Here is an 18,410-nt window from a genome sequence, read left to right on the forward strand (position 1 = left end):
CATCCTTTATCTAACTCCAACTAACAATTTTGTATTTCCATTTCTTTTTTTGCAACTGTTAATTTTTATCATACATGATTTTGTCATCGATGACCGTCATGACCGCCTCGGCTTTCAGGAGATCATCCGGTGCAACAGCAAAGACATCCAGATTAAACACGGTAAAATCGGCATCGTACCCTTTATTGATCATACCACGGCGTTTTTCCTGGCCGATTGCTGCAGCACTCCCTTTGGTATACAGTGCGAAAGCCTCGTATACGGAAAGCCTTTCAGACAAACCATACACGGTACGGTCCTCACTGTTGATTTTCATCCTTGTGACAGCTGCATGAATGCCCAAAATCGGATTTAATGGTTCAATGGGTGCATCCGACCCTCCCGCACAAATGATGCCCAAATTCAAATAGGTTTTCCAGGCATAGGAGGATTCCAATAGATCGGCTGGTACCTTTTCTTCCACCCACGGAAAATCGGACGGGACGAAACCCGGTTGGATATCAAAAATTACCGGCAGCTTTGCCGCCCGCTCCAAAAGCTCCGGCCGCACAATCTGCGCATGGATGAGCCGGTCCCTCTGTCCCTTTTCCGGGGGGAGGGCTTCAATAGCATTCAAGACGTATTCAAAAGCAAGATCGCCAATCGCATGGACAGCAATCGGCATTCCGGCAGCCCTTGCTTTTTTCACCCATTCCTGAAGCTCGTTTTCAGTGAATATCGCGACTCCATTCGTATTCTTTTGATCTACATAAGGTTCGCTCAACAGGGCTGTGCGTCCGCCTAAGGAGCCGTCGGTAAAGATCTTCATGCTGTCGAATTTGATATATCGCGTACCTTCCTGATAGCCGCCGCCTGCTGCCAGCATTTCTTCAAACGCTTCGTGATGGACGAGCAAGTTGGCGCGAAAGGCCATTTCCCGGTCCTCGATTACCGATTTAAACGCCTGATATGTCGGCATGAAGCCATTATAGTAATGGAGGTCCTCAGTATGTCCGCCAGTCAAACCCAGCTTATATGCGTCTTCTATGGCCTCTGTGAGCGCGTTTTCGATATATTCTTGATCAATGCCGGGAAGACTGTCTAAAATAAGGTTCTGCGCCTGACTTTCTTTAAATAAACCATTTAAACGTCCGTCAGGATAACGGCAGATCACCCCGCCTGAAGGTTCTTTAATATCTTCTTTAATATCCGCTTCCAAAAGGGCACGGGAGTTGACGATCAGGGCATGCCGGCAGATCCTTTTCAATACGATGGGATGATCTGCCGAAATCGCGTCAAGTTCATCCCGTAATATCAATTCAGGTCTCGGCCATTCATTTTCATTCCACCCTTCGGCAACGATCCACTTTCCAACCGGGGTCTTTGAGCACTTTTCCTTCAAGGATTTCATGATGGACTCCCTGCTATCCATCAAAGAGAGGTCTAAACGAAGCAGCCTTTCTCCATGCCCGACCAAATGAAGGTGACTATCCACTAACCCCGGCAGCATCGTTTGTCCTTTTAAGTCGATTTCCCTGGAAATATTGCCGGCATATTCATTTTTCAAATGGTCCAGGCTGCCGGTATCAACAATTACCCCCTTTTCAGTGAAGACTGCCTCCACTTGATCATTTTCTTTAACCATCGTATAAATCGACCCATTGAACCATAACGTTCCCATTCCGGCTTTACACTCCTTATTAAATGATTGTTACTGTGCAGATATGCAGTAAGTGTACCATCTCATATCATGAATTCCCATATTTATGCTTTTAATCAATCCCCTATGTAATAAAAAAAACGCCAGCCATGGGGGCTGACGGTAATGCATTTCGATCAATTGTTAAGGAGTGCTTCTTCCCTCTTCCGTAAATCCACCCGTTTGATTTTACCTGATGTCGTTTTGGGCAGCTCTTCTAAAAATTCGATTTTCCTTGGATATTTATATGGAGCAGTCAATTCTTTCACGTGCGATTGAAGCGTCTTGATCAAGTCCTGGCTGTTCGGATCGATATCATCCATCAAGACGACATACGCCTTGACCACATTTCCCCTTATTTCATCAGGACTTGCTATAACGGCACACTCTTTAACATATGGATGCTTAACGAGTGCATCTTCAACTTCAAACGGTCCAATCGTATATCCCGAGCTGATGATGATATCATCGGAACGACCCTCAAACCAGAAGTAACCATCCTCATCCTTTTTCGCCTGATCGCCAGTGATATAATAATCCCCACGGAATTGCTGCGATGTCCGCTCGGGATCTTTAAAATATTCTTTAAAGAGTGCAGGTGTATCGACATGTACGGCAATATCCCCCACTACGCCAGGAGAACAAGGTTTACCGGAATCATCAACGATTTCCACATGGTTGCCCGGTGTCGGTTTGCCCATGGAGCCTAATTTAATTTCCATTCCTTTCGTTACACCTACCAACAGGGTATTTTCAGTCTGTCCATATCCATCACGCACTTCAATCTGGAAATGGTTTTTAAAGACCTCGAACACTTTTTGATTCAAAGGCTCTCCCGCTGATACAGCACTATGAAGATGGGATAGATCATAGTCATCAAGGTTATCCACCTTTGCAATCAATCGATACTCGGTTGGTGTGCAGCATAATGCATTCACTTTGTAGTCCTGAAGCAGCTGAAGATATTTTTTCGCCTCGAACTTACCATGATAGGCAAGACCGGTCGCTCCCGTTCCTAGAACCGCCAGGAAAGGACTCCAGATCCACTTTTGCCACCCTGGGCCTGCAGTTGCCCAAACCACATCCGCTTCGCTGATGCCGAGCCAGTTTGCAGCAGACGTTTTCAAATGGGCATAAGCCCATCCATGTGTATGGACGACCCCTTTTGGATTTCCTGTCGTTCCGGAAGTATACGATAAGAACGCCATATCCCCACTCTTCGTGTCGGCCATTGTCAGCTGATCGGACTCCTCAGCTGCAAGCTCATTCAAATCCAGCCAATTTTCAATTCGTTTTCCGATTGAAAATTTAAGGAGGCTTTCCGCTCCTTCTATTTCATTCACTTCATGAGTATATTCATGATAACTGATGATTCCTTTGACATCACCATGGTTGACTCGATACTGCAAGTCCTTCGCACGAAGCATTTCCGAACAAGGTATGACAATCATGCCAATTTTCAATGCGGCTAAATACACTTGATATGCTTCCACCAAACGAGGAATTATGATAAGGACCGTATCACCTTTACCCAGTCCTTTATTCTTTAAGGCATTTCCAATTTTATTTGCACTCTTTAATAAATTCTCATATGTAAGTTGTTTTTTATCCCCGGTTTCGTTCTCCCAGAGTACGGCAACTTTTTCTGGATCTTTTGCATAACGTTCCATTTCACTCACTAAGTTGTAATGTTCCGGAGCCAATAAGTCTTCACGCTTCATATTCTTCCCCTCCAATTATGAACTCTTAGTACCTACTCATTATACAAGATACTTCTCTAATATTTCTATTTATTTTTACAAATAAATAAAGAGAGCGGGTGTTGAACCCGCTCTCTGCAGACGTAGACAAACTCGAAGAAAAGCGAATTTGCCTGCAGTTTTTTATTGATAAACGTTTCAGTTGATTTTAGAAATCCGATCCCTTTTCGCCGATTGTCTGCGTTATTCGGCAGGAGTGTCACAAATTTCTTCAATCCAATAAGGATTACAGTAAAAAAACATTAAAGATAATCTAGTCTTGTTTTAAAATCATGGATCGCACTTTATTCGGCCGTTCACACAGTTATTCGACCTACGCGGCACTTTATTCGACCTACGCGGCACTTTATTCGGCCGTTCACGAATTTATTCGACAAACAGAAGAGAGCGGGTGTTAAAACCCGCTCTCTGTAGCCATATTTATTAAATTATCTGTTGAAACCTCCGCCTAATTGTTGTTCAGCCATTTGAACAAGGCGTTTTGTGATTTCTCCACCAACTGAACCGTTAGCGCGAGATGTTGTGTCGGCACCAAGTTGTACGCCGAATTCTGTAGCGATTTCATATTTCATTTGTTGTAGAGCTTGTTCCACTCCAGGTACCAATAATTCGTTTGAGCTGTTGTTGTTTGCCATGTGTTTTTCACCTCCTTGTGATTATAGAGTGTGTTAAAACACATGGCTTCATTCGCACAATTTTATTGGTAATTACAGGATATTAAAATAAATCTTCCATCGTTTCTTCCTTATCGAAAGTCTGACCAGGTTTAACCGTCAATATTTCTGTTTCGGAGACCGCTTTTTCGATCAAGGATTCAAAGTCGACGAAGCTTTCATAGTAATTGACCTTTTCACGTTTCGGTTTCGTTTTTGGGCTTGCCGGCGTAAAGACAGTACAGCAATCTTCGTACGGAAGATTGGATATTTCAAATGTATCAAGCTCTCTTGCAATTTTGATGATTTCCGTTTTATCCATGGTAATCAGCGGGCGCAGGATCGGTGTATTCGTCACCTCATTGATGGCAAACATGCTGCTCATCGTCTGGCTCGCAACCTGTCCAAGGCTTTCACCGGTAATCAGTGCCATGGCTTCTTCCTTTTCACGGATTCGATCGGCGACCCGCATCATTAAACGACGGGTAGTAGTCATTGAGTAGTTTTCCGGGATTTGTTTTTGAATCAATAATTGGATTTCCGTAAATGGAACGATATGCACTTTCATGCTTCCATTTATTTCGGCAAGCTTGCCCGCCAAATCAATGACCTTTTGACGTGAACGTTCGCTCGTGAACGGTGGGCTGTAGAAATGGATCGCTTCCACATCCAATCCCCGTTTCATCGAAAGGAATCCCGCAACAGGGCTATCAATCCCGCCTGAAAGCATCAGCATCGCCTTTCCGCTTGACCCGAATGGAAGACCGCCAGCCCCCTGGATGATTTCACCTGTCAAATACACGGCTTCGCGTCTCACTTCCACTAGCAGGTTCAAATCAGGGTTCTTTACATCCACTTTTAAATCCTCTGTATTTCGGAGCAAATGCCCGCCGATTGCCCTATTAATTTCATCGGTATTATATGGAAAATCCTTATCGGCGCGTTTTGTCGTGATTTTGAACGTGTTTACCTCTTCAAGAGTATGATTCAGGTAATACAATGCTGCCGTTTTCATCACTTCCAGATCACGCTCTATTTTTATCGCAGGGCTTAATGACTGAATTCCAAAAATGCCTTTCAATCGGTCAATGACAGGCTTATGGTCCGCACCGTTCAGGAGAACGTACATCCGCTCCCGGTTGGCTGTAAGCACTACACCTTCAATATCTTTTAAACTCCAGCGGATATGTGCCTTCATTTTGTCTACAAAGCCTTTACGGTTTCTTTTTTTCGTGGAGATTTCTCCATAACGGATAATTATATGATCAAATTTCATTTTGCAACCCTCATTATTTTTTCTAAATTAGCGACTATTTTCTGTATCGCCGCCAGAACTTGCTTTGCTTCTTCCATTTCATTGCCATAGGTAGTACTGATTCGGATGACGCTTTCGGAACGAGCCGAATTATGGAACATTGCATCCACCGTTTTGCTTATCGTTCTTTTTTTCGAAGAACAGGCACTAGTTGTCGAAACATATATTCCTTCCGATTCAAGTGCATGCAGCAATACCTCGGATTTAAGTCCGGGAACGGAAAAATTCACAATATGGGGTGCCCCTTCTTCAGGAGTGTTAACCAACACCCCGTCCATTTCCTTCAAACCTTTATATAAATAAGTTTTGATTTGCTGCAGCTTATCATGATACAGCAATTGATTGTTCATACTAATACGCAAAGCCTTCGATAGGGCGACGATTCCCGCAACATTTTCGGTGCCGCTCCTGATTTTCGTTTCTTGATTGCCGCCATGGAAAAGCGGATCGACCCGAACGCCTTCACGAACATAAAGAATGCCCGTCCCCTTCAAGCCGTGGACCTTGTGGCCGGAAATTGTACATAAATCCACATTGGCATCACGCAATGATAAAGAAACTTTGCCTGCTCCCTGCACATTATCGACATGAAAGAGCACGTTTGGGTATTGTTTTATCAATTTGCCTATTTCAGCAATCGGCTGTATCGAGCCAACTTCATTATTAACATGCATGACGGAAACCAAAATGGTATCCTCCCTCAATGCATCCTTAAGGTCCGTTACATCAATTTGCCCAAATTCGTTAACGGGAAGATTTGTGATCTCATAACCCATTTTCGTCAATGATTGGCATGCATCTTCTACAGAAGGATGTTCAATCGCTGTCGTGATTATGTGTTTGCCGCGATTTCCCTGAGAGTGTGCGGCCCCTTTAATGGCAAGATTATTTCCTTCCGTCCCCCCGGAAGTGAAATATATTTCCGAACTCTTCACCTTTAATAAATCAGCGATCTGCTTTCTTGCAGCGGAAAGCAGTTTTTCGGATTGCACCCCAAGTCCATGAAGCGAAGAGGGGTTCCCGAAATAGTCCGAAGTAACCTTCATGAATGATTCGATTACTTCGGGATATGGTTTTGTTGTTGCACTATTATCAAAATAAATCATGGGCTCACCTTCCATGTTTTTGTATCTATGATGGTCACTCTACTAAATATAAGTTTCAATGTTGCTGTTGCAACATCTAATATTAACATAATTGAATTTGAAAGAGAATGTAAAACACTGGTCCATGAATGATAGGATACCTGCTTCTTTTTATTCCCGAGAATGATTTAACTTTCCACCTAATCTATAAAAAGAAAAAAACCCGCCATGGCGGGTTTTCAGGAAAGGACTTCTTCTATGTTCGCACCAATTTTTCGTAAACTGCCTGGGTCGACCTTTTCTATGGCAGTGGCAGCCGTTTCCAATGCGGCTTGATATTCATAGCTTCGGAATTTCGCTTCGGCATCCCTTAGGCTCTCGGCTACCATATCGTGACTGCTTCGATAGCGATTTCCGAATTGGATCACCTTTTCGGCCAAATACATATGTTCGATCAATTCATGGGCTTTTTCGTGGACCCTATTCACCTGTTGAACCGCTTTTTCCAAATAAATATAAACAGCGGCCATGTCAAGCGGCTTTTCTTCAAGTTTCCCCTGAACGTCATCCATACTTTCTTTGGCATCAGATAGCACCACTTTATACTCTTCTGGAAGACCTGGAATATTGCTTTTTGCAATTAAACGTCCAGTATCGACCATTTTACGTTTCAATTCAGCCAGTGAATCCCTGGCATCCATTTCATCTTTCCGTAAAGCCTGTAATTTAATGGTGAAGTCTTTCTGATTTTCCTGTAATTCCTTCAACTGTGCAGCCAGCCCCTGCATCTCTTCGCTGATAAGGGAGCTTGCCATCACATTATCCTCCATTTTCAAGACAAGCAATTGATGGCGTTTCGAAATCTGGGCAATCTGCTTTTCCATTTTCCGTTGTGCATCGAGCTCATTTTCCGTCAGATGATATGTGTGTTGAACATGTATCGTTTCAACTTTAAGTTTATCGTTTTCATATTCAAGGTCACTAATCGTTTTCCTGAGAACTTCATCATTTTTCAAGATATACTGTTTTGAAAGTACTTCTTTTTCCAAAAGGTCATAAAGCACCTCAATGCTTTCGCGCATATCTTTAATGCCTTTATCCACGGCTTCCGTTTCGGCATTTTCCAATTGTGTTTTATATAGTTCCAGTTCTTCCTCAAGCCGGGATATTTCCTGCTCGAATTGGATATGGCTCAACAGATACCCCTGTCCTGACATCTCCTCATAGCCATCCTTCAATTCTTGAAGCTGGGAATGCAGCTCGGATTGGCTATCCACCAATAATTTCGGGAGCATTTCCATTTTAACTGACAGAACCGCCAATTTTTCCTTAATGGATAGAACAAGCTCCCTCGCATTCAAATAATTGCCGTTCACAGTCTCTTCGTCATACTTTTGAAGGATCTGCAATACCTCATCCAAGGTATTTTCCAGCTTATCAGCCGCTTTCCCGTAATTATGCCTGTGTGCAAGCAGGGATTTCTTCAATTGACGGTAGGATTCCTTGATATCCTCAATTTCCAATCGGTTTTTTTCCTCACTGCCTACGAGTTCATTCAGTTCGTATAAGATCTTTTTGATCATTTCCTCGATTTCATTCAGCTTGACTGTAATTTTGCGCTGTACTTCTTTTGAACGGCTGAAACGGTATTTATCGACGAATTCCTCGGCATCGAATAAAAGCTCTTCGACTTCGGGCATATGATCTGTAATGATGGCGTCCCATTCAATGCGCCAGTTTTCGAACATTTCCTCTGTTTCACCTGTCATGTTCAATTGTTTGACTTTAGAAAGCTCTTCCAGCACGGGGCGGTGCATGATGCTTATTTTCCAGGATTCCAGTCGATCGATTTCTTTAAAATATCTCTTTTTGAAAAAATAACCCCAAATGATGAAAATCAAAATTAATACAATTACCCCAATTATGTAATCCATGGTAAGCCCCCTGTTCTAGTCCTTACAGTCTTGCTCGTTTATATATCAATTTTAAAAATGTTAAATTTAATGCTTTTATGATACCATGTTAGCAATAATTTTTGACGAGAAAAATGTTTTTTTTGTAGAAATTTGCTACAAATACCTGTTTTTTGGGAGGGAAGGACCATGAAAGCTGACGGTCATGTGCACACTCCGTTTTGCCCTCACGGCTCTACGGATAAATTCGATGAATATATTACGCGGGGAATCGAGCTAGGATTAAAGGAAATCACATTTACGGAACATGCTCCATTGCCACGAAATTTTCAAGATCCTACGCCTGAAAAAGACAGCGGCATGGACGCTGCCCTGCTCCTGGATTACTTTCAAGAGCTCCGCGTACTGAAAGAACGCCATAAAGACAAAATCCTGATCAAAACAGGTCTGGAGGTTGACTTTATAGAGGGTTATGAAAAAGAAACAAAAGAATTCCTCGACGAAATCGGAGAATTCCTTGATGATAGTATACTTTCCGTCCACTTCATCAAGCATCAAAGCAGTTGGCACTGCATCGATTTCAGCGAAAATGGGTTTGGTGAGATTGCCAATGAACTAGGTTCAGTGGAATCGGTGTATGCCAAATATTACGATACTCTGGAAAAATCAATAACAACTGATTTAGGCATTTATAAACCAAAACGGATCGGGCATATTACGCTTGTCCATAAATTCCAGCATCGATATCCGCCTGCATCTAGTTTTGACGAGCAGGTTTACAAAGTGCTCGACATGATCAAAGAACAAAGGTATGAACTAGATTATAATGGAGCCGGGCATGTAAAGCCGCTATGCGGTGAACCTTACCCTCCTGAACGGTTTGCAAAGCGTGCTTTCGATCTCGGCATTCCGCTTATTTACGGATCCGATGCACATCAAGCTAAGGATTTGGGTCAGGGCCATCAGGCACTGATTGAAGGGTTCAATCGGTAACTCATGTATACACTTCAGCTCCGGCCCGCTAACAGTGGCTGTAGGTCTATGAAAAGGGTATCCTGCAAAAAACGTCCGACTTCATTGGCATAAATATTCGTGTAATAGGCTTCCTGCGGGAACACATGAAGCACATCCATCGCATAATGGGTATGCAGGACAGGGGCCGTCAATAAACCCTTCAACTGCAGCATATACATGGGAACCGAGACCTGCTGGAAACTCCTGCTCTTGATCCCCTGTTCCAAAATATATTGAAAATAAGACTTTTCCTTTGTAAAATAAGTCGAATGAATTTCACGATTTAAATTGGAATCGAGTGAAGATTCCCCATATATGAACCGTGCAGCAAGGAAGTTTTCCCTCTGGAAAGCGAGAATATCCTTTACAAGATTCATCAAGCAATGCTGCGGGCCTTTAAGTTCCAGCAATGTCATGTTCGTCTCAAGGACCAGGATATACTCTTCTAAATAAGAAGTGAAACAGAATTCCAGCAACCCCTGCTTATTCTTGAAATAGTAGGCAATATTTGCAGCGTTCACTTTGGCTTTATTCGCAATATCCCGTATGGATGTAGCATGATAGCCTTTTAAATGAAATAAATGCAATGCAGCTTCCACAATGGCTTGTTTCGTTGGCGTCTGGCGATTCATTCAGGCAATCCCTCGCTTTCTTTGAGACAAGTCTTGTGGACTATTTCTTCACGGAAGAGCCTGAATCCTTTAGTAAGTTCTCGACAATTTCCCAACAATGAAGCAACATGATTAGAAAGTGCTGTAAAAATATGCGGAAGACAGGTGAACGCTTTTGTTTAATGTCGAAATGTATCAAGGAAAAAAAGAAAATAACTATGAACTGGTCCAAAAGCAACTTCTTGCCTTAATTGAAGATGAAACGAACCGGATAGCCAATTTAAGCAATGCGGCAGCTTTACTTAATCAGTTTCTTGATGAGATTAACTGGGTCGGCTTCTATTTATACGAAGAAGGCCAATTAATTTTAGGACCCTTCCAGGGTCTTCCAGCCTGTGTCCGCATTCCAATGGGCAGGGGCGTTTGCGGGACTTCAGCGGCGACTGAAAAAACCCTGCGCATATATGATGTCCACCAATTCCCTGGACATATCGCCTGTGATGCGGCATCAAGATCTGAAATTGTCATACCGCTCATGAAGGATGGCAAGTTGATCGGTGTCCTCGATATCGACAGCCCGGTCACGGGCCGTTTTGACGAAATGGATCAGCAGGGACTGGAGAAGTTCGCTGAAATCCTTACCAGGCATCTATAAAGTTGAAGGGAGCGGCAATCCTTGCCTGCTCCCTTTTCCATTACAGGCCCTATGTACATGTACCCGGTCCTTCCTGAATTCTTCGCAATATATAACGCTTCATCGGCCCATTTGATATTTTTCTCCATGATTTTTGTATTCATTATCTCATCATAACGCTTACAATGAAAAAACCTTTTTTAAATTTACCTGCTGCGATTCTCTTTATCTATTCCTTAATTAATTACAACTGTCCTTGACTCATTGAGCCAAATATTATACAATACTCCTTGTGTAAAATATTGCAGCCTATGTGACAGCCTTTATGTTCTCATTTTGTTCCTCAATACAGAGGTGTATCTCGTAACTCTCTGCTGCTAGGGCGAAGGTACATGAAAACAAAATGGTCATGATCGTACATTCACACGGTTTTTATTTTACCAAAATAAAAACATTTAAAGGAGGAGTCATCCTATGGCTCGTTATACTGGCCCAAGCTGGAAACTATCCCGTCGTTTAGGAATTTCCCTAACAGGTACTGGTAAAGAATTAGAAAAACGCCCTTATGCTCCAGGACAACATGGTCCTAACCAACGTAGAAAAATTTCTGAATACGGAATGCAACTACAAGAGAAACAAAAACTTCGTCACATGTACGGAATCACTGAACGTCAATTCCGTTCAATGTTCGACCGCGCTGGCAAACTTAAAGGTGTTCATGGTGAAAACTTCATGATTCTTCTTGAATCACGTCTTGACAACCTAGTTTACCGTCTTGGTTTAGCTCGTACACGTCGTCAAGCACGTCAACTTGTTAACCACGGTCACATCACTGTAGACGGAAGCCGCGTAGACATTCCATCTTACAAAGTGTCTCTTGGACAAACAATCGCAGTTCGTGAAAAATCACGTAACTTCTCAATCATTAAAGAATCAGTTGAAGCAACTAACTTCGTTCCTGATTTCCTTACTTTCGATGCTGAGAAATTAGAAGGTACTTTCACTCGTTTACCAGAACGTTCTGAATTGCCTGCTGAAATTAACGAAGCTCTTATCGTTGAGTTCTACTCTCGTTAATAACTTCAAAAAAACCCCATCCTTGGATGGGGTTTTTTTTGCACCTAAACACCCCTGCACGAGAAAGCCCGGCTGTGATTCAGCCGGGCCTTGAACAATCATTTCACTAATGTATATTTCTTTTTGCCGCGACGAACTAGGATGAACTCCCCTTCAATCTTAGAAGCTTCCGTCACTACATATTGCAGATCAGTCACTTTCTCCCCATTTATGGAGATTGCCCCATTCTGAATATCTTCCCGGGCTTGACGCTTTGATGGCGAAATTTTCGCTTCAACGATTAAATCGACCAAACCGATATCTTCCTTGCTTTCACGTTCGAAGCTAGGGACATCTTTGAAGCCCAATTTGATTTCCGCCGCACTTAAATTCTTCACCTCTCCGCTGAATAGGGCGGCAGAGATTTTGATAGCCTGGTCAAGAGCTTCCTGACCATGAATCAAACGGGTCATTTCTTCCCCTAAAGCTTTTTGCGCTTTACGCAAATGCGGTTCGTTTTGTACAGATTGCTCTAACTCTTCAATCACCTCACGAGATAGGAATGTGAAGAATTTCAGGTATTTCACGACATCAGCATCGGCTGTATTGATCCAGAATTGGTAAAATTCATACGGAGTCGTCTTTTCAGGATCAAGCCAAATTGCTCCGCCTTCCGTTTTACCGAATTTCGTTCCATCCGCTTTCGTTACGAGCGGGATCGTCATACCGAATGCTTTTGCATCCTCATCATTGGATTTCCGGATCATTTCCAGCCCAGTCGTAATATTGCCCCATTGATCACTGCCGCCAATTTGCAATTTACAGTTGTAATTGCTGTATAAATGGCCGAAATCAATTCCTTGTAAGATCGTGTACGCAAATTCAGTAAAGGAAATTCCCGAATCTAAACGGGAAGCAACCGTATCTTTTGCCAGCATGTAGTTAATGCCGATGTATTTCCCGTAATCACGTAAGAACGTGACCATATCGATTTTACCTATCCAGTCATAGTTATTGACCATGACCGCACCATTTTCACCTTCGAATTCAAAGATGTGGGATAGCTGCCCTTTTATGCAGTCGGCATTATAGAGCACTTTTTCCAGCGTTTGCAGCTGGCGTTCCTCTTTTTTACCGCTTGGATCACCGATAAGTCCAGTTGCACCACCCACTAATACAATGGGACGATGGCCGTGCTGCTGGAAACGGCGCAATGTCAAGAATGGCAATAGATGTCCGATATGCATACTATCCGCTGTTGGATCGACACCACAGTATAAAGAAATTTTCTCTTTTTCTAAAAGGTTCTTAAAACCCTCTTCATCCGTTTGTTGATAAATAATCCCTCTCCATTCGAGGTCTTTAAGCAATTCCACTGAATATTCCTCCTCCATCTTAGAAAAAATCCGCAAAAAGCACACAAAAACGCCCCTTCATAAATATGAAGGGACGAATGAATTCGCGGTACCACCCAACTTGAGGACATAATATGCCCTCCGCTCAAGACGAATAACGGTCGTCAACCGTTTCCTGCTACTAATCATTTCACAGCAAATGCTCCAGGAAGTAATTCATCATACCATTTGTACCGATTTCCACTAACCACCGGCTCTCTGAAACAGGGATAGTCTGACTACTGGGTCCTATCATCGCGATCATTTAATCATTTTATTGTTGTTAATAAACTTTTATCATACATAAGAACCCTTGTCAACCTACCCTTACAGATTATAGAAAAATAAGAAAGATGCCTTTTCCCCTACCTGTTGTATGCTATAATATATGTGATTTCAGGGGGTATGATACGATGAATAATAATCAAAAAGATAGATTTCTAACAGTCTGGAAGCAGCTGACCAGTTTTTTTCAAAATGAAAAAACACATAGGAACGCGCGGGTTACATACCAAGTCATTTGGAATTTAACGCTGATCCTCATTATTGTCGGGATTTTAGGATTCTCATTTGCCGGCGGTGTTGGAGCCGGCTATTTCGCTGCCCTCGTCAATGATGAGCCGGTACGCTCAAAAGAAGATTTGAAAAAAGACATTTACAATTATGAAGAGACCTCTGAAGTATACTTTGCTGACGAAGTATACTTGGGCAAGCTTAAGAGTGACCTTGAACGTGAAGAAGTGTCCATCGATAAAGTTTCCGAGCATCTAAAAAATGCAGTCATCGCTACAGAAGATGAGTATTTTTATGACCATGACGGGGTTGTTCCGAAAGCTATCCTGCGTGCGATTTACCAGGAATTTTCGAATGCAACCGTCCAATCGGGAGGAAGTACATTAACACAGCAGCTCATTAAAAACCAAGTCCTGACCAACGAAGTATCGTTTGAACGGAAAGCAAAAGAAATCCTGCTTGCGCTCCGGGTCGAAAAATTCTTTGAAAAAGAAGAGATTTTGGAAACCTACTTAAACGTTTCCACTTTGGGACGAAATTCTTCAGGACGTAACATCGCTGGTGTCGAGTCCGCCGCTGAAGGCATTTTTGGCGTGGAGGCCAAAGATCTGACACTGCCCCAATCTGCGTTTATCGCTGGATTGCCGCAAAGCCCTTTCGGATATACACCATATACCCAGAAAGGAAAACTGAAAGAAAATCAAGAGCCCGGCATCAACCGGATGAAAACCGTTTTAAAGCGGATGTATAGTAACGGATACATAACAAAAGAAGAATATGATAAAGCAAACACATATGACATAACAAAAGACTTTATCAGCAAAACGGAGATGCCATCCGAGAAATATCCATGGCTCACCTATGAAATCGAAAAACGCTCAATCGAAATCCTATCCGTCAGTCTGGCAAAAGAAGATGGATATGAAGAGAAAGATTTAAAGAATGATGATTTAAAAGCTCAATATCTAGCACTTGCCGACCGTAAGCTTCGACAAAATGGCTATAAGATTTATACGACCGTCAACAAAAAGATTTATGACAAGATGCAGGAAGTAACGAAAAACTATCCGAATTTCGGGTACGATAAACTGGCGCAAGTCCCCGACCCGGATACGAAGGAAATGAAGACCGTGAGCCAGCCCGTAGAGGCCGGAGCGATTCTTATCGAGAATAAAACAGGGAAAATCATCAGTTTCGTAGGCGGCCGCGATTTCAAGCGGGAACAGACGAACCATGCAACCGCATCATTGCGCTCAAACGGATCAACGATGAAGCCGCTGGTGATATATGGTCCAGGCATCGAGCTAGGCAAGATCTCGCCTGGCAGCGTATCAGCCAACGTGCCGATCTCCATTCCAACAGGCGGCAAACCGTGGAGTCCAGGAAACTATGGCGGCGGCAGTTATACGGGAGTATCGACTGCCCGCGAGGCCCTGAAGAATTCCTACAATATCCCGGCAGCGCTCTTTTACAAGAAAATAATCAACCTGAGCCCCGCTTCGTATTTGGAAAAAATGGGCTTCTCCACCGTGACGAAAGGGGATTACTCCAATCTTGCCTTGTCATTAGGTGCGATGGAAAAAGGTGTAACCGTTGAAGAAAACGTCAATGCATATGGCACTTTTGCCAATTCAGGAGAATTCATCGATGCTTATATGATCGATAAAATCGTTTCGAAAGATGGCAAAGTCATCTATCAGCATAAAGTGAAACCAGTGGATGTTTTCTCTCCACAAGCCGCTTACCTGACGCTTGATATGATGCGTGATGTCGTAAACAGCGGGACGGCGGCCTCAGTCAGGAACCGCCTTGCTTTCTCAAGCGATTGGGCAGGTAAAACCGGTACTTCACAAAACTATTGGGATGCCTGGTTTGTAGCCAGCAACCCGAATGTATCGTTCGGGACATGGCTCGGTTATGACAAGCCAAAATCCTTGCAAGGCACCTATAATGGGCTGGAATACAATAAACGTAATATGTATTATTGGGCAGATTTGATCAATGCCGCATATAAAGTCGACCCTAAACTCATCGACCCCGATAAGCGATTTGAAATGCCGGGCGGAATTGTCAGCCGTTCCTTCTGTGGCGTTTCAGGACTGTTGCCTTCAAGTTCATGCCAAAAGGCCGGGCTTGTCAAATCGGATTTATTCATTGCCAAATATGCTCCATCCAAGGCGGATGATAGTTTCATAGATGGACAATATGTATCAGTCGGCAGTAAACGCTACGCAGCCCTTCCGCAAACGCCTGGCGAATTCACAAGCGGCGGGTTCATGTTGAATCCCGATTCCTTTGCAGATATCGGATTGAAATATGTCAATGACCCGGGATCCGTAATTCCTGGTGCCGAAAAATCAGGAAATGTCGTCGGGGCGACAGCGAAATTGAATGATAATGGCAAAGCACCAGATCCCCTATCCATAACGATCAGTAACGATAAGATTACATGGGGCTTGCATGGTGAAGGAGATGTCGTCGGTTATCGTGTCTATAAAGACGGCAAAAAAGTGGCGAGCATCAATGCTGGGGAGAATCTTGTTTACAAAGTCGGCTCTGGCGGTTCCTATTACGTAACGGCCGTAGACATAGTCGGTAAAGAATCGGCCCCTTCTCAACGTGTTGAAAGCGGCGCTAAAAAGACAGGTTCAAAAGAAGATTCCACAAAAACTAAAGATGATCGCGGAAAAGATAAAATAGCTAACGAAGATAAAAAACCAGACTCAAAAGAAGAGAACGGTTCAGATAAAGAAAAAGAACCAGAAAAAGAAACGCAAACGGATAAAGATAAAGAGCCAGCTCAAGACAAAGAGCAGCAAAACAAAGAGAATACAGATCAAGAAAATCAAGAGACCGACAAAGAGCAAGACACAGTCAATGATAAAGAGCAAGACACGGATAAAGCTGAAGAAGAGGAAGAATGACACTCTTTCTTGAACTTAAACAGGCTGTCGGTTACCCCGACAGCCTGTTTCCTTATAATCTCCCAAAAAGGCATCCATGGAAGTGACCATGGATGCCTTTTTCCTTCTCAATACTCAGTAAGACTAAGCTTCTCAATCCTCCATCGATGATAAATCACCAGTTGGCAGATCAAGTTCCCAAGCTTTCAAGACACGGCGCATGATTTTACCGCTTCTTGTTTTAGGAAGTTTATCCCTGAATTCAATTTCACGAGGTGCCGCATGTGCCGCTAGACCATGCTTTACAAATGTACGAATTTCCTCAATCAATTCATCGTTTGCCTCGTATCCGTCACGAAGGGCGATGAACGCTTTGATAATTTCCCCCCGAACCGGATCCGGCTTACCGATGACCCCAGCTTCGGCTACGGCTGGATGCTCGACCAACTTGCTTTCCACTTCGAAAGGTCCGACCCTCTCCCCTGCCGTCATGATGACATCATCAACACGGCCTTGGAACCAGAAATAACCATCTTCATCCATATATGCGGAATCTCCTGAAACATACCAATCACCTGGCATAAAGTAAGATTCATATTTAGCTTCATTCTTCCAGACGGTCTTCATCATCGAAGGCCAGCCTTTCTTGATGGCAAGGTTCCCCATTCTATGCGGCGGAAGCTCGTTGCCTTGATCATCCACTATTGCCGCCTTCACACCTGGAATCGGTTTGCCCATCGAACCCGGTTTGATTTCCAGGCAAGGATAATTGCAGATGACCTGTGCCCCGGTCTCCGTCATCCACCATGTATCATGGATACGGTGATTGAATACCTTCATTCCCCAGCGCACCACTTCCGGGTTCAACGGTTCACCGACACTTAAAATATGGCGGAGAGAACTCAAATCGAACCGCTTAACGATTTCGTCACCTGCGCCCATCAGCATCCTGAAGGCAGTCGGGGCACTATACCAAACCGTGACACCAAAGTCCTCCAAGGTCTTGTACCAGGATTCAGGCTTGAACCGCCCGCCTACAATGACATTCGAGGTTCCTGTCAGCCAAGGTCCAAATATCCCGTAAGACGTCCCTGTCACCCATCCAGGGTCCGCTGTGCACCAATACACGTCCTCATCCTGCAAATCAAGGACCCATCTTGCCGTTTGATAATGCTGGATCATCGCATTATGAACGTGTAGCACTCCTTTAGGTTTGCCTGTGGAACCTGAGGTGTAGTGAAGAATCAGACCGTCATTCCGATCCACCCATTCAATTTCGAATTTTTTGTCGGCTTCTTTTAATTTTTTATTGAAGTTATGGTAATTTCCTTCTTCCTTTATATTTTCCCCCACCAAGAAAATATGCTTTAAATGGGGTAATTCATCCACCGGGACACGCGGCAAAAGTTCAGGTGTCGTCACTATCACACTTGCCTCACTATCTTCAAGACGATCCCTTATGGCGCCTTCCATGAAGGCTTCGAACAACGGCCCTACGACCGCTCCCGTTTTAATCGCACCCAACAATGCAAAATAAAGCTCCGGGGAGCGAGGCATGAAGATGAAAACACGATCTCCTTTTTCCACATTGGCAATGTTCTTGAACACATTGGCCGCTTGATTCGTATAATCTTTCATTTCCTTGAATGTATACTTTTCATTTCTTTTATCGTCTTTGTAATAAAGGGCCACTTTATTCTTTTTGTATGTTTCGACATGGCGGTCAATGGCTTCATACGCAAGATTCACTTTACCGGTTTCAGACCAGGAGAATTCCTTTTCGGTCTCAGACCAGTCAAACTTATTGTATTTTTCATCATAATTCTTTAAATTAAAATTACCTTCCACTACTGGCAACGCTTTCACATTCATACGACAAAC

General features: G+C 43.4%; 13 protein-coding genes and 1 other annotated feature. Of the genes, 4 read left to right on the forward strand and 9 right to left on the reverse strand.

The window, feature by feature from the left end; all coding sequences use genetic code 11:
- Positions 1-58: 58 nt before the first annotated feature.
- The 6 genes from ABC374_RS18060 to ezrA all read right to left on the reverse strand — a co-directional run bounded on the left by ABC374_RS18060 (position 59) and on the right by ezrA (position 8,425).
- Positions 59-1,660 carry an amidohydrolase gene (locus tag ABC374_RS18060; RefSeq protein ID WP_350299720.1) on the reverse strand — a complete coding sequence of 534 codons (1,602 nt, stop codon included), beginning with the start codon at positions 1,658-1,660 and terminating at the stop codon, positions 59-61.
- A 155-nt stretch (positions 1,661-1,815) separates the two neighbouring features.
- Complete coding sequence (gene mbcS, locus ABC374_RS18065) at positions 1,816-3,399, reverse strand: acyl-CoA synthetase MbcS (RefSeq protein ID WP_413019274.1); 1,584 nt, start codon at positions 3,397-3,399, stop codon at positions 1,816-1,818.
- 467 nt (positions 3,400-3,866) lie between these two features.
- Positions 3,867-4,073 (reverse strand): alpha/beta-type small acid-soluble spore protein, encoded by a 207-nt coding sequence (locus ABC374_RS18070; RefSeq protein ID WP_034309203.1) that lies wholly within the window; start codon positions 4,071-4,073, stop codon positions 3,867-3,869.
- A gap of 82 nt (positions 4,074-4,155) precedes the next feature.
- The gene (gene thiI, locus ABC374_RS18075; RefSeq protein WP_350299722.1) at positions 4,156-5,367 is read right to left on the reverse strand and encodes a tRNA uracil 4-sulfurtransferase ThiI; all 1,212 of its coding nucleotides are present in this window, start codon (positions 5,365-5,367) and stop codon (positions 4,156-4,158) included.
- Positions 5,364-6,512, reverse strand: coding sequence for a cysteine desulfurase family protein (locus tag ABC374_RS18080; RefSeq protein ID WP_350299723.1), 1,149 nt, complete (start codon positions 6,510-6,512; stop codon positions 5,364-5,366). Before ABC374_RS18080 ends, thiI begins: the two co-directional genes overlap by 4 nt.
- Positions 6,513-6,730: 218 nt before the next feature.
- Positions 6,731-8,425 carry a septation ring formation regulator EzrA gene (ezrA, locus tag ABC374_RS18085; RefSeq protein ID WP_413019277.1) on the reverse strand — a complete coding sequence of 565 codons (1,695 nt, stop codon included), beginning with the start codon at positions 8,423-8,425 and terminating at the stop codon, positions 6,731-6,733.
- 168 nt (positions 8,426-8,593) lie between these two features.
- Between ezrA and hisJ the strand changes: the two genes are divergently transcribed.
- A complete protein-coding gene (hisJ, locus tag ABC374_RS18090) occupies positions 8,594-9,397 on the forward strand; it encodes a histidinol-phosphatase HisJ (protein WP_350299725.1) in 804 nt (267 codons plus the stop codon).
- Positions 9,398-9,411: 14 nt separating this feature from the next.
- On the opposite strand, the gene refZ is transcribed toward hisJ, so the two are convergent.
- Positions 9,412-10,050: a forespore capture DNA-binding protein RefZ gene (gene refZ / locus ABC374_RS18095; protein WP_101222952.1), complete on the reverse strand. Its 639-nt coding sequence runs from the start codon at positions 10,048-10,050 to the stop codon at positions 9,412-9,414.
- Positions 10,051-10,204: 154 nt separating this feature from the next.
- Here refZ and ABC374_RS18100 point away from each other — a divergent pair, with 154 nt between their 5' ends.
- Positions 10,205-10,684: a GAF domain-containing protein gene (locus tag ABC374_RS18100; protein ID WP_413019280.1), complete on the forward strand. Its 480-nt coding sequence runs from the start codon at positions 10,205-10,207 to the stop codon at positions 10,682-10,684.
- A 453-nt stretch (positions 10,685-11,137) separates the two neighbouring features.
- The gene (rpsD, locus tag ABC374_RS18105; protein WP_063232686.1) at positions 11,138-11,740 is read left to right on the forward strand and encodes a 30S ribosomal protein S4; all 603 of its coding nucleotides are present in this window, start codon (positions 11,138-11,140) and stop codon (positions 11,738-11,740) included.
- 98 nt (positions 11,741-11,838) lie between these two features.
- On the opposite strand, the gene tyrS is transcribed toward rpsD, so the two are convergent.
- Entirely contained in the window at positions 11,839-13,095 is a 1,257-nt protein-coding gene (gene tyrS / locus ABC374_RS18110) for a tyrosine--tRNA ligase (RefSeq protein ID WP_350299728.1), read from the reverse strand.
- Between the two features lie 66 nt (positions 13,096-13,161).
- Positions 13,162-13,378 (reverse strand) — a binding site (T-box leader).
- Between the two features lie 148 nt (positions 13,379-13,526).
- On the opposite strand from tyrS, the gene ABC374_RS18115 reads away from it, so the two are divergent.
- Positions 13,527-16,550, forward strand: a complete 3,024-nt coding sequence (locus ABC374_RS18115) for a transglycosylase domain-containing protein (protein WP_413019283.1) — start codon at positions 13,527-13,529, stop codon at positions 16,548-16,550.
- 132 nt (positions 16,551-16,682) lie between these two features.
- On the opposite strand, the gene acsA is transcribed toward ABC374_RS18115, so the two are convergent.
- Complete coding sequence (gene acsA / locus ABC374_RS18120) at positions 16,683-18,401, reverse strand: acetate--CoA ligase (RefSeq protein ID WP_101223490.1); 1,719 nt, start codon at positions 18,399-18,401, stop codon at positions 16,683-16,685.
- Positions 18,402-18,410: the final 9 nt, after the last annotated feature.

Source organism: Peribacillus phoenicis, assembly GCF_047238085.1.
Lineage (GTDB): Bacteria > Bacillota > Bacilli > Bacillales > DSM-1321 > Peribacillus.

What these genes read in the sequence shown, in the direction of transcription:
- ABC374_RS18115 (WP_413019283.1), top strand. Translation starts at nt 13,527, where the DNA reads ATGAATAATAATCAAAAAGATAGATTTCTAACAGTCTGGAAGCAGCTG.
- ABC374_RS18080 (WP_350299723.1), bottom strand. Translation starts at nt 6,512, where the DNA reads ATGATTTATTTTGATAATAGTGCAACAACAAAACCATATCCCGAAGTA.
- ABC374_RS18070 (WP_034309203.1), bottom strand. Translation starts at nt 4,073, where the DNA reads ATGGCAAACAACAACAGCTCAAACGAATTATTGGTACCTGGAGTGGAA.
- thiI (WP_350299722.1), bottom strand. Translation starts at nt 5,367, where the DNA reads ATGAAATTTGATCATATAATTATCCGTTATGGAGAAATCTCCACGAAA.
- refZ (WP_101222952.1), bottom strand. Translation starts at nt 10,050, where the DNA reads ATGAATCGCCAGACGCCAACGAAACAAGCCATTGTGGAAGCTGCATTG.
- ezrA (WP_413019277.1), bottom strand. Translation starts at nt 8,425, where the DNA reads ATGGATTACATAATTGGGGTAATTGTATTAATTTTGATTTTCATCATT.
- hisJ (WP_350299725.1), top strand. Translation starts at nt 8,594, where the DNA reads ATGAAAGCTGACGGTCATGTGCACACTCCGTTTTGCCCTCACGGCTCT.
- rpsD (WP_063232686.1), top strand. Translation starts at nt 11,138, where the DNA reads ATGGCTCGTTATACTGGCCCAAGCTGGAAACTATCCCGTCGTTTAGGA.
- acsA (WP_101223490.1), bottom strand. Translation starts at nt 18,401, where the DNA reads ATGAATGTGAAAGCGTTGCCAGTAGTGGAAGGTAATTTTAATTTAAAG.
- ABC374_RS18060 (WP_350299720.1), bottom strand. Translation starts at nt 1,660, where the DNA reads ATGGGAACGTTATGGTTCAATGGGTCGATTTATACGATGGTTAAAGAA.
- mbcS (WP_413019274.1), bottom strand. Translation starts at nt 3,399, where the DNA reads ATGAAGCGTGAAGACTTATTGGCTCCGGAACATTACAACTTAGTGAGT.